Annotated in this window: 12 protein-coding genes; 4 read left to right on the top strand and 8 right to left on the bottom strand. The window is 44.6% G+C overall.

All coding sequences use genetic code 11. The features are described from left to right. Positions 1 to 72 precede the first annotated feature (72 nt). Positions 73 to 993, bottom strand: coding sequence for a cyanophycinase (locus ACP26M_RS19050; protein ID WP_090531111.1), 921 nt, complete (start codon positions 991 to 993; stop codon positions 73 to 75). A gap of 172 nt (positions 994 to 1,165) precedes the next feature. Here ACP26M_RS19050 and cphA point away from each other — a divergent pair, with 172 nt between their 5' ends. Then, a complete protein-coding gene (gene cphA, locus ACP26M_RS19045) occupies positions 1,166 to 3,805 on the top strand; it encodes a cyanophycin synthetase (protein WP_426582346.1) in 2,640 nt (879 codons plus the stop codon). Between the two features lie 237 nt (positions 3,806 to 4,042). On the opposite strand, the gene ACP26M_RS19040 is transcribed toward cphA, so the two are convergent. Continuing rightward, positions 4,043 to 4,705, bottom strand: a complete 663-nt coding sequence (locus ACP26M_RS19040) for a DNA-3-methyladenine glycosylase family protein (protein ID WP_426582344.1) — start codon at positions 4,703 to 4,705, stop codon at positions 4,043 to 4,045. Positions 4,706 to 4,977: 272 nt separating this feature from the next. Then, positions 4,978 to 6,096, bottom strand: a complete 1,119-nt coding sequence (locus tag ACP26M_RS19035) for a DUF4407 domain-containing protein (protein ID WP_090531102.1) — start codon at positions 6,094 to 6,096, stop codon at positions 4,978 to 4,980. Between the two features lie 116 nt (positions 6,097 to 6,212). Here ACP26M_RS19035 and ACP26M_RS19030 point away from each other — a divergent pair, with 116 nt between their 5' ends. The 3 genes from ACP26M_RS19030 to ACP26M_RS19020 all read left to right on the top strand — a co-directional run bounded on the left by ACP26M_RS19030 (position 6,213) and on the right by ACP26M_RS19020 (position 7,900). Beyond that, positions 6,213 to 6,527, top strand: a complete 315-nt coding sequence (locus tag ACP26M_RS19030) for a rhodanese-like domain-containing protein (protein WP_090531100.1) — start codon at positions 6,213 to 6,215, stop codon at positions 6,525 to 6,527. 2 nt (positions 6,528 to 6,529) lie between these two features. Continuing rightward, positions 6,530 to 6,745 (top strand): DUF6358 family protein, encoded by a 216-nt coding sequence (locus ACP26M_RS19025; protein ID WP_090531097.1) that lies wholly within the window; start codon positions 6,530 to 6,532, stop codon positions 6,743 to 6,745. A gap of 246 nt (positions 6,746 to 6,991) precedes the next feature. Then, positions 6,992 to 7,900, top strand: coding sequence for a prohibitin family protein (locus tag ACP26M_RS19020; protein WP_090531094.1), 909 nt, complete (start codon positions 6,992 to 6,994; stop codon positions 7,898 to 7,900). 41 nt (positions 7,901 to 7,941) lie between these two features. Here ACP26M_RS19020 and ACP26M_RS19015 read toward each other — a convergent pair whose 3' ends face one another. From ACP26M_RS19015 to ACP26M_RS18995, 5 genes are all read right to left on the bottom strand, one after another. Further along, a complete protein-coding gene (locus ACP26M_RS19015) occupies positions 7,942 to 8,499 on the bottom strand; it encodes a hypothetical protein (RefSeq protein ID WP_188834232.1) in 558 nt (185 codons plus the stop codon). An 84-nt stretch (positions 8,500 to 8,583) separates the two neighbouring features. Beyond that, a complete protein-coding gene (locus tag ACP26M_RS19010) occupies positions 8,584 to 9,219 on the bottom strand; it encodes a hypothetical protein (protein WP_426582340.1) in 636 nt (211 codons plus the stop codon). Between the two features lie 292 nt (positions 9,220 to 9,511). After that, positions 9,512 to 11,788, bottom strand: a complete 2,277-nt coding sequence (locus tag ACP26M_RS19005; protein ID WP_426582338.1) for a GH92 family glycosyl hydrolase — start codon at positions 11,786 to 11,788, stop codon at positions 9,512 to 9,514. A gap of 334 nt (positions 11,789 to 12,122) precedes the next feature. Then, positions 12,123 to 14,309 carry a hypothetical protein gene (locus ACP26M_RS19000; protein WP_426582336.1) on the bottom strand — a complete coding sequence of 729 codons (2,187 nt, stop codon included), beginning with the start codon at positions 14,307 to 14,309 and terminating at the stop codon, positions 12,123 to 12,125. A 74-nt stretch (positions 14,310 to 14,383) separates the two neighbouring features. Next, a complete protein-coding gene (locus tag ACP26M_RS18995) occupies positions 14,384 to 15,133 on the bottom strand; it encodes a DUF3823 domain-containing protein (protein WP_426582334.1) in 750 nt (249 codons plus the stop codon). Positions 15,134 to 15,146: the final 13 nt, after the last annotated feature.

Here is a 15,146-nt window from a genome sequence, read left to right as displayed (position 1 = left end):
AATTATAAATTAAAGTAGATGTCCCTGCATAAATAAGGCCAGGCTATTTATAAGAACTTTATGCAGTTTAAATTATTGTAGAAGTTTGCTGCCTGGTGCATTTATAAAAACACCTTCTTCAACTTTTACGCTCTTTTTTATGATTAAACGGTGCTGCACCAGATCGTACTTATCAAATATCGACATGACGTGTACCCTCAGGTTTTCGATAGATATTGGCGAACCAAGCTCCACATCGTATATATTAGTTGATACGATGTTGCGTCCGTCAACCAAAATAATCAGGCCCGAGCCGATAGCTTCCATCATATAACCTTCGGTAATAAGTAAACCTGTATCCTCGCCTAAACCTATCCCTAAAATACCAGGATTAGTTGCCACGGCATACATTAACCGGCCTATGCGGCCACGCTGTACAAAGTGAGTATCAACAATCACCGAATCGATAAAGCCAAGGCCGGCGGTTATCTGCACTTCGCCTTTAACCAGGGCTTCGTTACTTTGCCCGCGGTAGATCATGTGTGTTGAAGCCGCTGCAGCGCCTGCCGATGTTCCGGCAATAACGAAGTTCTCTTTTTGGTAACGCTGTTTAAGGATCTGTAAAAATTCGGTGCCGCCAAAAATGGCTGTTAGCCTGAGCTGGTCGCCGCCGCTGAACATCACTACATCGGCTTTACGGATCCTGTCTAAGTATGCCTTGTTCCCCGCATCTTCGCGGCTTTTGATGTGCAGTACGTTAACATTGGTAACGTTGAGCTGGCCAAACGCCTTGATATACTCGGCGCCGACAAGCTCGGGGATTTGAGAGGCGGTGGTGATCACTTCAATTTGTGAGCCTTCGTGCTTAGCAGATTCGTTAATTATGCGCCTTAATATGCCTTGTTCAAAAAATTTGATATAATCGGGCTGCAAAATATGCTCCTGGAGGGTAACATTGCTCCCCATATCAACCGCGCCGCCTATAATTATTAGCTTACCTTTCGGGACAATCATGATTATTTCACACTATCTTAATACAACTATATACAAATTACGATAAAAACATGCACAAACACAGGAACTAATAATAAATAATGGCTTTTTGCCATCAAAAATTTTATTCCCGTGTTATGTTTTATAGTTTTAAGGGGAAAATCAGACTGACAAAAAAATAGCATTCTACATAATGAAGATCGAGAATATCCAGGTACTACGCGGACCCAACATTTGGAGCATCAGGCGCAAAAAATTAATACAAATGCGGCTTGATCTGCAGGAGATGGAGCACCGCCCCTCCAACGAAATAGATGGCTTTTATGAACGGCTTGAAAAGCTGCTGCCATCGTTATACAGCCACCGCTGCTCGCCCGGTGTACCCGGCGGTTTTTTTCAGCGGGTGATTGCCGGCACCTGGATGGGACACGTTGTTGAGCACATTGCCTTAGAGATCCAGACCCTTGCAGGTATGGATACCGGCTTTGGCCGCACCCGCGAAACCAAAACAAAAGGCGTATACAATGTAGTATTTGCCTACCTGGAAGAAAAAGTTGGCGTTTTTGCAGCCGAATCGGCCGTGCGCATAACCGAAGCGCTGATAAAAGGTGAGGATTACAACCTGGATGCTGATATTCAGCAAATGCGCGAGATCAGGGAAAATACCCGCCTGGGGCCAAGTACCGGGTCAATTGTAGAAGAAGCGATCGCAAGGGATATCCCATGGATCAGGCTTAACAACCAATCATTGGTGCAGTTGGGTTACGGCAAAAACCAGGTACGTTTCCGCGCTACCATGACCGAAAAAACCAGCAGCATTGCCGTTGATATTGCCAGCAACAAGGAAGAAACCAAACGACTTTTACAGGAGCAGGCCATCCCCGTTGCTAAAGGCGTAACTATTTCATCGGCATCGGCTGTGCCCGATGCCATCCGCAAAGTGGGCTTCCCGCTGGTGTTTAAACCGCTTGATGGCAACCACGGCCGCGGCATTTCTATCAACATAAAAACTGAAGAAGAGGCGATTGAAGCTTATGAGCACGCCGCCAAAATATCGCGCCGGGTAATTGTAGAGCGTTATGTTACAGGCTTTGATTTCAGGGTGTTGGTGATTGATAATAAAATGGTTGCTGCCGCCCTTCGTAAACCGGCCCATGTTACAGGCGATGGCAAGCTAAATATCCAGGAATTGATAGACCTGGAAAACGCCGATCCGCGCCGCGGCTACGGGCATGAGAATGTGCTTACCGAGATAACGGTCGACCGTGATACCCTCGATCTATTGGCAAAAAAAGACTACACGCTTGAAACCGTGCCCGAAAAAGATGAGGTGGTTTATGTAAAATCAACTGCTAACCTAAGCACCGGCGGCACCTCTGTTGATGTTACCGACCATGTGCACCCGCAAAATATTTTTATTTGTGAGCGCATTTCTAAAATCATCGGCCTGGATATTTGCGGCATCGACATCATGGCGCAAAACCTTACCGAGCCGCTTACCGATACAGGTGGAGTGATACTGGAAGTTAATGCCGCACCGGGCTTCAGGATGCATATTGCGCCGAGCGAAGGCCTGCCCCGCAACGTAGCCGGACATGTGATTGATATGCTTTACCCGGCCGGTAAATCGGCCCGCATCCCTATCATAGCTATTACCGGGACTAACGGTAAAACCACTACCACCCGTTTGATAGCACACATTGTTAAAAATAACGGTCACCGGGTAGGTTTCACCACCTCGGATGGGATTTACGTACAAAACAATATGATGCTGAAGGGCGATACAACCGGCCCGGTAAGCTCGGAGTTTATACTGAAAGACCCAACAGTTGATTTCGCGGTATTGGAAACAGCCCGCGGGGGTATCCTGCGCTCGGGCCTCGGTTTTGGCTTTTGCGATATAGGGGTAGTTACTAATATCCAGGAAGATCACCTGGGTTTGTCGGACATTCATTCATTGGAAGACCTTTCGCGCGTGAAAAGCGTAGTGCTTAACTCGGTTAAGAAGGATGGCTGGGGCGTTTTAAATGCCGATAACGAGTATTGCGTACGCATTGGCAAAAAGGCCGAATGTAACATCGCCTACTTTAGTCGTAATGAAAATAACCCCATCATTAAATCACATTGCAAAAAAGGGGGCATCGCCGCTATTTGCGAAAATGGATTTATCACCATTTTAAAAGGCGACTGGAAGATCCGCGTACAGCGTACCATCCTGATCCCGCTTACGTTTGGCGGTACTGTGCCCTTTATGATCGAGAATGTGCTTGCCGCAACACTGGCTACGTTTTTATGGGGATTTAAAACAGAAGACATCAAAATCTCGCTCGAAACTTTTATTCCATCGGCCTCACAAACGCCTGGCCGCATGAATATTTTTGAGTTTAAGGATTTCCGTTTCATGATTGATTTTGCCCACAATCCGGATGGATACACTGGCATCAAGGAGTTTTTAAGACATATCGATTCGCCGCTTAAAATTGGCATCATAGCCGGCACGGGAGACAGGCGGGATGACGATATCCGCGAACTGGGTAAAATATCGGCCGAAATGTTTGATTATATCATCCTGCGCCAGGAAAAACACCTGCGTGGCCGCACCGCCGAAAATATTATTGGTTTACTCAGGGAGGGAATTGAATCAGTTAATCCTAACAAGCAGGTTGAAGTAGTGCCTAAGGAAGTTGACGCTATTAAACACGCCATGAGCCTGGCCCGCCCCGGAACATTTATTACGGCCCTGAGCGACGTGGTTGATAATGCCATTGAAACCGTACAGGATTACCAGGAGCAGGAGAGGAATGGCCTATTTAATGCCCCCCCCGCCCCCTAAAGGGGGGGGCTTTGATAAGCATATTTTTAATGCGTTGGCTAAGCCGGCGCATTTTTTGTTTATATGCTTTTGAGCATGGACAGCACCAACAGGGGGTTAACAGGGTTAACATAATTTCGAATATTTCATTATAATAATCTGAATATCAATTATTTAATAGAGAAGAGGGGTTACGCGAAGGCTCTGATAAAATATTCGACTTGTATTCGGTGTTAGCACTTGAGCCTCCGAAGATCTTTATTTTTTAACGCCTTGCCTGGAGGGTTTGGGTGGGGCCGGTACTCTTTGGCTCAGATAATAATGCCACAAAATCATCGCTGCTACCGTTCGGTATGGTTTCCATTGTTCGGTCACCGCTAACAACTCTTCTTTGGTAATATCTTTTGGCAGATTTTTTACCCGCTTAAGCGCATTCACCGCGGCAAGATCGCCGATAGGGAAAACATCCGTGTGCTGCAGTACAAACATCAGGTAAACATCAACCGTCCAGTTGCCAATGCCTTTGAGGGCGGTTAGTTTGGTACGGATAATATCATCAGGCATTTGTTCCATTTCGGCAAGGTTGATCTGCCCGCTTACAATGGCTTCGGCAAGGTATTTTATATAGATGGTTTTTTGGCGACTTACATAACATGCCCTGAATTCTTCATCGGTGAGCAGTAAAACCCGTGCAGGGGTAATTTGCTGTACCCGCTCGCGGAGTTTATTTAAGGCAGATAATGCTGAAGCCAGCGATACCTGCTGTTCCAGTATAATATGAACCAGCGTTTCAAAGCTATTTGGGCGTGACCATAAAGGCGGATAACCATGGTTTTTGATGATCAGGGCCAGCTCCGAATCGCCCGCGGCGAGCTTATCGCAAATAGTATGGAAGTTTGAATGGGAAAATTGCTCAAACATAGGTTGATATTATGTTTTGCAAGATGGGAGATTGGGTTGGTAATTGCAAATTATGGATATAGAACGTAGCCCTTAAGCTATCAAGTGACAGGATTTTAGAAATCCCCTCTCGAGAGGGGGCGCGGAGGAAAGAGCGATAGCAGGGGTGTGTTTCTGCGATTAGAATACCCAAACAGAAACACACCCCTCCACCCCTCTCAAGAGGGGAATCGCACAACTCCCATGCTTTTAGCTTATTAAATTATGCGTCTCTACGGGAAAAATGCAGGGTTTTACTCGTAACTATGCCGCTCAAAATCATAATCAGATTGCGAGGTAATGATCTTTTTTCGCCGCTCGATATCCGTATCCAGGTTGTGATCGTAAATATTATCGGTAACCGCTATATCACGTTCTTTATCACGTTCGGCAAGGTGGATATTGGCTTCGGCTGTTTTGGCGATAGCCGTATCATAAGGCCCTTTGGGCGACATCAGCTTTACAAATACCGGCAAACATTCAAACAAAATGAACAGGTAGCCGATAAAAGAGATAGCAAGGTAGGTATCAAGGTCGCGCTTACCGTTTTCGGTATAGGTAAGCTGGCCCAACGCCCAGTTACGGTCGGAAAATCCTGCTATACTGGCTAAACTATCTAACTGATGCTCAGTGAACAGCCGGGTACTGTTTAAACCTTCATAATCTTTCCGGGCGCTCAGGTACTGGTCCATCTGCCCTAAATTATCAGTAACGGATTTAAGCCGGGCTTCCTTTTCTTCCAGTATGGCCTGCTTTTGCTTTGCATAAGTGCCATAACCGGTAATGCCCGACGTTTGGTTGGTTTTATCACCGAAAACTTCCTGGTTAAGCTGATAACGTGAGCGGTTAATATCCCGCTCCAATGAATCTTTTTCCTTTTTCAAATCGGTGTTTTTACCCAGCTCCATGGCATACTTCTGCATGTAGGTTTTTTCGAGGGTATCAATTTTACTGCGTTGCCCTTTTAAATAGGCGGTTTTTAGTTTCTGGCGAATTTCTTTATCAAAGATCTTGAGTTCAAGCGGGCGTGATATCACAATACCGATCATAATGGCCAGCAAAATACGGGGCGATGCCTGCAGGATCTGCTGGTTGGTTGTGCCTTCTTTGTTGATACTGGATACAATGTAGCGATCCATGTTAAAAATGGCCGTTCCCCATAGTAAACCGAATAGTATAGCAAAACCTACAGCAAAGGCATCGCCATTAAAAACAAAGTACATGGCATAACCGCCGGATAACGCGGCGAACAGTGCCGTGAAAAATATGGTAGCCCCAATACCAACATACTTATTATGTTCAATTGGGTACTTTTTTAGGGTATCGATATGTGCTCCTGAACAGAACCAGAAAAAGCGTGTAACTTTTTTCATTAAGTAATTATTGTGTAAACATATATGAAACGCTCATATACTTTGATTGTTACAAATAACAAGCCTAAATATTTGATTAAGAAAAAAACTACCTTTGAATTATAATTACATTTAACATGAACGAGATAACCGTACAGGAACTAAAAGAGAAAATTGACAAAGGCGAAGACTTTCAACTGATTGATGTTAGGGAAGATTTCGAATACGAAACTTCAAACCTTGGCGGGCAGCTTATACCGCTTGGCGGAGTGCTGATAGAATCGGAAAAGATAAGTAAAGACAAGCCGGTAGTAGTAATGTGCCGCAGCGGTAAACGCAGCGCGGCTGCTATTATGCAACTGGAGCAGCAGGGTTTCACCAATCTGTCAAATTTGAGGGGCGGGATCCTCGCATGGCAGGCCGAAATTGACCCTGAATTAAACGTATACTAATAATGGGCTTTAAACTGGTGCTCAATGTGCTTTACACCATGGGTGTAGCTTTGTGCTTTATTGTTGCTTATAAAATGTTCACCGAAAAAAACTACCTGATCATGGCCGGTGCCATGGTTGTTGGCGTAGTTGTGATTTTCATGAAGCTGAGGCTTTTGAAACAGGTTAAAGAGACCCAGCAAGCCCCGCAAAATAAAAAAGGCAAAGGGGCTAAGTAACCCGATATTAATTAGGCTCCAGACTTACGAAGTTTTTAAAACTTCGTAAGTCTTCTCTACTTCTAATGGCGCAAGTTTTGTGTAAAGGGAACAAGCGCCGGCTAACTTGTGCCGTTATGCTAAGTCGGCAAAAAAAATACCCCCCTTTCGCATCCATCTAATTCCCGGCAATAACAGCCTTAATTCCCTAAAAAACATTCTTTTATAATAAGCTTGCAGCATGCAAAAAAAGCTTAACTTCATTGCATGTTTATAGCAGTATTAGGAGTGATTGTACTCATTGTGGGTATAGTGCTCAAACGTTCGCCCGAACCGGCCGGCCGCTTTAACGGCGTGGTAACCGCGGTGGGTATCGCCATGGTGGTACTTGGCTTATTACTCAATATATTTAAAGTTATTGAGCCGGGTAAAGTGGGGGTTCAAACCCTTTTTGGCAAGGTGCAGGACCAGGTGCTTGAAAGTGGTTTACACATTATAAACCCTGTTGTAGAGATCACAACTTTCGATGTGCAGACCCAAACCTATACCATGAGTGCGGTTAATAATGAAGGCCAAAAGGAAGGCGATGATGCTATCCGCGTGCTTTCATCAGATGGATTGGAGGTTACCATTGATCTTTCTGTGCTATACAAAGTAAAGCCCGACAAAGCCCCTTACATTATGCAGAACATCGGCGAAAACTATGTGGATAAGATCGTTCGCCCGGTTTCGCGCACGGCCATCCGCGATAACGCGGTTGCTTATGCTGCCGTCGACCTGTATTCGACCAAACGACAGGAGTTTCAGGATAAAATAAACCGTTACATTACCGCCAGTTTTGAAAAACGCGGACTTGAACTGCAGCAGATCCTGGTGCGCAACATCACCCTGCCTGCCTCGGTACGGGCCAGCATTGAATCAAAGATCAACGCCGAGCAGGATGCCCAGAAGATGGAGTTCGTACTGCAAAAGGAACGCCAGGAAGCCGAACGTAAGCGGGTGGAAGCGCAGGGTATTGCCGATTATCAGCGTATCCTTTCAACCGGGTTATCGGATAAGCAACTGCAATACGAAGCCATAAAAGCACAAAAGGAAATAGCGCTTTCGCCCAATGCCAAGGTGATTATTATTGGCGGCGGAAAGGGAGGCAACCCGATAATGATCAGCGATAAATAGTGCGTGATTAATGTACCTTGTTTCGGGCGGGCATAAATGGATTAGTCCGCCCTGTAGGCTTTCAATACTTTCCTTTCCCTACCTTCTCCGGGCCAAAGGGTAATCTTATAGTGATCGGTACCTTCGTCCTCATCGGGATTTACGTTTTTTACAGCATACGAATAAATGCGTATGCGATATCTTGCCGGGGTAACAATGGCTTTTAAGATAATTTTGGTATCCGGAAAATTCAGGACTTCCATAATGCCCGAACTTAGTTTTACACTGCCCTCAACAACATGGTCGTATTTGCTGAAATCTTTTTCTGCGTCGGCTGTGTTGAGCACATTAAGTTCGGCCCGTACGTGGCCATAGCTGGCTATTTTTATGCCGATGATATCTTCGGTAGTCCCTAAGCGCGCATTTTGGGCGTCGGTGTTCCAAAAGGTAGTATCACCGGTGGTACCGGTAAAGGCCGAATCGCAGAGGTAAAATTGGTTATGGGTAGTGAAAAAATCGAGGTTGTATTTGCCGGAGGGGTGTAAGGAAAAAGCTAATATCGCAGGCAGCGCCAAAAGACATACGAGTAAGACCGAAACGTTTGTTTTTTGGCTTTTCATTGATAAGGCAAGTTACAAAAAAGATAAAAGTAAATTACCAATTAAACGTAAACAACCCCGAATATCTGCTTAAAAACCATATTCTTATTGCTTTTGCCTGGCTTTATTCACAACCTCTTTAAAATCGGCATAATAAGAATCTATTGTTTCTTTCTTGATATCTGGCCAAAGGCTTTTATCAACGCTTAACTTATCTATGTCTTCGTCTTTTACCTTATCATGTGCTGTTAAAACGTTGATCCATCGCTGATCATATAACTCGTCATTTGCAGTTACATAAGCTACAACCTGGGGAACAACCTTTTCTAAGGTATCCAGATGCTCAAAGGCATATTGGTTTATCGACATCCCGATTGGGCCGTTCCAGTTGGCTGCCGATACCGTTTTATCTACACTGCGGTTTACATCGTATCTTGATCTTAATTGCGCTACATAAAACCAAAAACAGGCATCGCTATATTTTTCCTGCCCAAATAAAACTATAGCCATAGTAAATAATACCGGAGGGATATGTTTATTGGCGTTGGCCTGCACAGAGGCAATAAGTTTATTTTGAGTTTTGTTGGCGCTGGGATCATAAAATGCCATCATCACCTTCCCGTCTTCATCATTCAATATGATCTGTTCGGCCTTTGATTGTCCCGCCTTTAAAGCCGCAAAATCCTGCGCTTTAACAATACAGGTAGTTGTGATAAGTACGAAAAGTAAAAGATATTTCATGGTTTAGCGTTGATTGCTAAATGTAGGTAAAACAAAACTTTTAGGTGGCATATCTAAAACAAAAAACGCATAACCCGCATCTCCCATCATGCATGTTTGATCTGCATAGCGGGAGACGGCATGTGATGCGTCTCTGCAAAAAAAAAAAAAGGACGGGAATGTGCGATTCCCCTCTTGAGAGGGGCGGAGGGGTGTGTTTCTGCTTTGATAATCAAATCGCACAAACACACCCCTGCTCTCACTCATTCCCGCCGCGCCCCCTCTCAAGAGGGGAATTTTTAAGGAGGGGTGTTTATTTCTCGTTACTCATTGAATAAGGTACATCGGCATCTTTTGTACCGCGGTCCTTATTAGGAGTAGCTTGCATATCAAAATCAAGTACTGCACCATTTAGTAATCCTTTATGGCTTAACCAGTTATTAGTGTATGGCTTGCCATCAACTGTAAGTGTGTTTACATACTTGTTATCTGCGCTGTTTTTTGGCGCGTTGATGGTGATGGTTTTGCCATTCTCTAAATTAACAGTTACTTTTTTAAACAGCGGGGCACCTAAAACATACTGGTCGCTGGCCGGGGTTACCGGGTAAAAGCCCATTGCAGAGAAGATATACCATGCAGAAGTTTGACCATTATCCTCATCGCCGCAATAACCATCCGGCGTTGCCCGGTAAAGCCTGTTCATAGCTTCGCGAACCCAGTACTGCGTTTTCCAGGGCTGGTTAGCATGATTGTATAAGTAGATCATATGCTGAATGGGCTGGTTACCATGAGCATATTGCCCCATTCCCGCAATCTGCATTTCACGGATCTCGTGGATCACACCACCGTAGTAGCTGTCATCAAATACCGGCGGCATTTCAAATACGGAATCCAGTTTGGCTGCAAATTGCTGCTTGCCGCCCATCAGGTTTATTAAACCCTGAATATCATGGAACACGCCCCAGCTATAGTGCCAGCTGTTACCTTCGGTAAAGGCATCGCCCCATTTAAACGGATTGAATGGTGTTTCAAAAGTGCCATCCTGATTTTTACCGCGCATCAGTTTAGTTTGCGGGTCGAAGATATTACGGTAGTTTTGGCTGCGTTTTTTGTAGATCTCAATTTCTTTTTTAGGTTTGCCCAAAGCCTTACCCAACTGGTAAATAGCAAAATCGTCATAAGCATACTCTAACGTACGTGCTGCGTTTTCGTTGATCTTTACATTATAAGGTACATAACCTAAAGTGTTATAGTATTGCACCCCACGGCGACCGGTGGCATTCGGCCCTTCGTTGTTGGCACCGTGTTTAAGGGCCTGGTATAAAGTCTCGATATCGTAACCGCGCAAACCTTTCAGATAAGCTTCAGAAACTACCGACGCGGAATTATTACCGATCATACAATCAGCGTAGCCCGGGCTCGACCACTCTGGCAACCAACCACCTTCTTTATAATCATTGATCAGGCCTTCCTGCATTTCTTTGTTGATAGATGGGTAAACCAAATTCAGGAAAGGATACAATGCCCTGAAGGTATCCCAGAAACCGGTACCGGCAAATAAATAACCCGGAGAAACTTTACCATTGAATGGGCTGTAGTGTACATTTTGCCCATTGGCATCCACCTCGTACATTTTGTTTGGAAAAAAAAGCATACGGTAAAGGCTGCTGTAAAAAGTACGGGTTTGATCGATAGTTCCGCCTTTAACATCCAAACGGCTCAGGGTTTTGTTCCAGGTATCTTTTGCTTTTTGGCAGGTTGTTGCAAAATCATCATTACCCAACTCGCGTTTCAGGTTAAGTTCGGCCTGCTCAATGCTGATGAATGATGATGCTACTTTCAGATGAACTTTTTCACCTTTAGCGGTTTTCACTGTGATTACCGCGCCTGCATGGTCGCCGGTATATTCCAGCTGCCCGGCGTCTTGCTTCCAATCGTGCCATGCTGAAGCCAGCGCGAATGGTTTATCTACATAAATAACAAAATAGTTTTTGAAGTTGGCAGGTACCGCACCGCTGTTTTTTGTGCTGTAACCAATAATCTTTTGCTCACCAGGAATGATCTTTACATATGAACCTTTGTCAAATGCGTCAATTACAATGTGCGAACTATCACTTTTAGGGAAAGTGAACTGGAAACTTGCTGCGCGTTCGGTTGGCGTAATTTCGGTTGTTACGTCATAATCGGCCAGGTAAACGCTGTAATAGTATGGCTTCGCTGTTTCAGCTTTGTGCGAGAACCAGCTGGCGCGATCTTTTTCGTCCAATTTTAACTTACCTGTTTCAGGGAACACAGAAAACATCCCATAATCATTCATCCATGGTGAAGGCTGATGGGTTTGTTTAAAACCGAGGATCTTATCGGCATCATAAGTGTACTGCCACCCATCGCCCATTTTACCGGTTTGCGGTGTCCAGAAGTTCATACCCCATGGCAGTGCTACGGCCGGGTAAGTATTCCCATTGGAGAGCGATGGCTTTGATTGCGTGCCCATAAGCGGGTTGATCAGATCGACAGGTGACGGCACCTTTTCTTGTGCCGAAAGTGCTGCCGGTAAAAAGGCAAACGCCAGGAGAAGTAATTTTTTCATTTATTATTTGGGGACTTTATTTTCAAATCAATACAGTATTATCGGTACTCAAAGAAATTTAAAACGGGGATTGCGCGATTCCCTCCCTCGGGAGGGTGCAGGGAGGGGTTAATCACCATGCATATTCATTAGCAAAGCCTACAACCCCCCCCCCCGCCACAACACTTTCCACTGTACCCCTCCCAAGGGAGGGAATTAAAAAATCTTCCGAATAGCCGTTATCAATACAAGGACAAATTTTTTGAGCGAATTACGGAATCTCTTTTCAAAAAAACTTCCGCACGTGAAATTTCACGTACGGAAGCATAAATCAACTCTCTCTCAAAAGACTCTTTTACCATTTAATGCTCACCTTAATACCATCGGGACTGTTGGCAAAGCCCAGGTACAGGGTTTTTGATGATTTATCCCACGAGGATTTTACATCAGCAATGGTTTTTCCTGTATTATCGGTAACTACTGTTTCTTTCGGTTGCGCCGGCAATAAGATCCGGGCGCTGTTTAATGTATTAATCGGGCTTTTGGCTACAAAACTGTAGCTGTTTTCTGTTATAGCTTCATCATAAATCCTTGAGGCCGAAGCCAATACTTTTGGTTGCTTTTTATCTTCAACACGTTTAACTACGTATAACAAGGCCTGCTCATTAGGATTAATGATTTTTTTATCCAACACAGGCAACTGCGGATCAAAAAGATCGATAACCGGGCCTTTAACTGTGTATGGTTTGCTATCAGTATTCTCGTCCATTACGGCAACCACATCATACGGGCCGCGCTCCAGGTACATGCTGTTTTTAAATTTCAGCTTACCGCCATCGGCATCTTTTTCATAAGCTTGCTTTACCAGGTTAATAAAAGTTTCATCATTATTGGCCTGCATTACAAACTCTTTAGGATTTTGCCTCAGTACATAAACCGCTCCTTTACCAACGTTAAAACGCTGGTTGTTGGCGCTTGGGTTTACGCCCAGCAGTTTAAACAGGTGCTGTGATGGCACTTTAAAATTATTGCCCTTGGTATCCCACCATTCCATTACCGATTGATACGGATCATCATCGCGACCGGTGTAGATCAGTACACCGCCATTTTTAACCCAGGCAGCCAGTTGCTCATGAACTTCGGCCGATACAGGTTTCATGTTCGAATAGCTCATCACTAAAACTTTGATATCCTTAAGCGATGCTGCATAACCCAGGTTTTCCATGTGGATTGTTTGTACCGGAACACCGCGCTTTACCAGTGGCAGCGTTTGACCGTAGAAGTTAGAAAACTGCGGATCTTCAAAGCCGTTATGCGTAGGAAAACGCTGAAACATCAGCGTGTTACTCATCAGCACACCAATGCCGTTAACGCCCGATACTTTGTTTGATGACGCAGGCATATCATTCAAGGCGTTTACCATGATCTGCATCTGGGTTGAGTAAAACTGCGGGATCAGTGTTTTTTCATTAGTGCCCAATACCGGGTACGGATGGGTATAGATCCTTTCAGGCCATGGCATTACCTCGTAATCGGCAACCATAGGGTATAACAGTTTAGCGGTAAAGGTAGCCTGGTAGTTGCGTTTGTAATCGCTCCAGTCGTGTACACGGTCTTCAATCGGGTCGGTTAGGAAAAACACTTTCCTGCCGGTTGGGGCAGTCATGGATACTACCGAACCATATTCAAGGAAAGCATTTTCAAATACACGCTCCTTTTCTAAGCCGTTAAAATAAGTCGGCTCGCGCGAGGTGCCCGTCCATACCTGAGCAATGTAACCATCAATACCCGGTAATGAAGCCAGGCTTGCCTCTGGACTAACGATTTGCCACGATGAATAATTTACCAGCGAGTGCGTAGCAATGAACACTTTAATGTTCATACCTTTGCTTTTGCCGTATTCCTTTGCGTATGATGATACCTGTTTTATAGTTTCATAATACAGGTTATATTTTAGCTTGTTTGATAAGTAGGTATTTTCAGGAGATGCATCCTGCGGTTTCCATGGGAAGCCGTAATATTTTTGCCATTGGTTTTTAAAGCCGGCGCTATAACCTGCACGGGCCCAAAACTCTGGTTCTTCTAAAAAAATGTTGGTGATACCTACATCTATCACCCGTTTAACCACAGCGGTTTTCATGTATTCGATAAAGGAATCATCGGGTACCACATAAGGCATATCCCTGCCGTGGAAAATAGTATCACCCCTTTGAGTTACCTGCCCTACGCCAAGGTGGTTTTTACCATCCCATTTACCCAAAAAGTAGTCTTTGTAATCGCCCCAGGCAATGCCGGTCATGAAATTTACGTCATAGCCACGGTCGCGCCATGATTTTACGCGCTGCTCAAAGGTCATGTTTGGATGATCATTAGTACCATAAACAATGGCAATGTCCGATCGCACATCAATTTCGGGCCTCCATGGGCTGCTGGTTTGAAAAGCCGTTTTCTCTTTCAGAGAAGCCGGTTTTGGGTTAGTATCCTGCGCATAAGCGCCGGCAGCAAAGGCAAGTCCGCAACAAAAAAGCAGCGTATTTTTCATAGTTATATTTTGTTAAAACTGTGTTGGAAGGAACCACTCCCACAGTCCCTCCCTCACACAGGTATTATTTATTTTTACGGAACCTTTACCTCTTTAACGTCGGTATAGTTGTAATAATTAAGGCCATAAGAAACCCTTGCACCTACGCGTACAAAGTAGCTCCGCTGTCCTGGCAATTTACCGCCAAGTGTAGTAAGGCTAACCGTTTGCCCAATTGTTGCATTGGCCGCATCACCGCTCAATTTAGGCGTATAACGGTTGTCGTAATTATTGTTGCCTACATACTTGTTTGAATTGATAAACACAGCTACGTCGCTCACATTTTGCTGAAAATTAGGATCGGCAGTACCCCGGGTAACTTTAAAGCTGGTAGTTATGGTGCCATCAGCATTTAAAACAGGATCGCCAACCCACTCTATCCGTAAAAATGGCTCAACCGAAAAGTTTACGGTGGTTACATCTTTGACATCAACGGTCTGGCTTTTATCAACAATGGTTTTGCCTGTATTATCAACTTGTACCAATGGCACAAAAGCGCCCTCGGCCGAAATTACATTTTTGCCTGCAAACAGTTTGGTGTTTTGATAAGTACCATCCTGAAATGAGGATATATAAAATGGGGTTGGGTTAGCGCTCCAGCTTATCTCCAATAATTTGATCCTGGTGCCTGAACCTTGTTCTGTTTGTAAGCTTTTGCCTGTACCTGCATCCGTTACGGTACCCTTTAAGGTAACATTGGGAGCGGCGTAATTATCAACCTTTTTGCATGAGCTGCCTGCGGCAACCAATACACTTAATGCTATGCTATAAAATAGTTTTTTCATCTCTCTCTTAAAA

This window comes from Mucilaginibacter sp. R-33 (assembly GCF_049949235.1).
Lineage (GTDB): Bacteria > Bacteroidota > Bacteroidia > Sphingobacteriales > Sphingobacteriaceae > Mucilaginibacter.
This window is presented reverse-complemented; position numbering and strand designations above follow the sequence as displayed.